The following is a 367-nucleotide window of genomic DNA, read 5'->3' as shown; positions in this document are numbered from 1 at the left end:
ACATGGGGAAACCCCACACTACCATCGGCGATGCATCGTTTCACTTCTGAGTTCGGGATGGGATCAGGTGGTTCCAACGCTCTATGGTCGTCAAGAAATTCGGGTACCGAATCGTGGCCAGTTGGCCGCGCTTCAGCAAATTGGGTATGTGACAGCTGGTGTTTTGTGAGCATCTCGAACTTTCGGTTCGTTTCGTCTTCACACACCGCAATCTGGCTCTTCTCTTTATTCAGGAGCAGTCAAATTGCTTGGGTGTTATATGGTCAAGCCTCACGGGCAATTAGTATTGGTTAGCTCAACGCCTCACAGCGCTTACACACCCAACCTATCAACGTCGTAGTCTTCGACGGCCCTTCAGGGAACTCAA

The 367-nt window shown here is 50.7% G+C and carries 2 rRNA genes; both read right to left on the bottom strand.

The annotated features are described in order from the left end of the window. Positions 1-95: ribosomal RNA gene (rrf, locus tag KW841_RS29455) — 5S ribosomal RNA — on the bottom strand; the annotation flags it as partial. Positions 96-259: 164 nt separating this feature from the next. Further along, positions 260-367, bottom strand: a 23S ribosomal RNA gene (locus KW841_RS29450); the annotation flags it as partial.

The sequence above is a fragment of the Pseudomonas sp. PDM28 genome (genome assembly GCF_019219115.1).
GTDB classification, from domain to species: Bacteria; Pseudomonadota; Gammaproteobacteria; order Pseudomonadales; family Pseudomonadaceae; genus Aquipseudomonas; species Aquipseudomonas laurylsulfatiphila.
Note: the sequence above shows the minus strand (reverse complement) of the source record. Positions and strands in the feature narration are given on the sequence as shown.